This is a genomic window from Bacillus sanguinis, assembly GCF_018332475.1.
GTDB lineage: Bacteria > Bacillota > Bacilli > Bacillales > Bacillaceae_G > Bacillus_A > Bacillus_A sanguinis.
Window position 1 is genome coordinate 1 of the sequence record NZ_BOQB01000573.1, and the last position, 223, is coordinate 223.

Here is a 223-nt window from a genome sequence, read left to right on the forward strand (position 1 = left end):
ATTTAGAGATTACAGAACAAGGGAAAGATTTAGTTGCGAAAATGGAAGGTGCGAAAAAACAATATTTACAAGAAAGATTTTCTACGCTTTCAGAAGAAGAAATGAATATAATGATATCTATTTCTAAAAAACTTATTTAAGTCATTATTAGCAAGAAAACGCTTACGCGAAAAAGGTGAAGACTTTCCTTATATGAGGAAGGTCTTCTTTCGTATGTAAAAGA

At 30.0% G+C, this 223-nt stretch carries 1 pseudogene; it reads left to right on the forward strand.

Annotated elements, in window-relative coordinates:
- Positions 1-140: pseudogene (locus tag KI369_RS28650) on the forward strand (MarR family winged helix-turn-helix transcriptional regulator); the annotation flags it as partial.
- Positions 141-223: the final 83 nt, after the last annotated feature.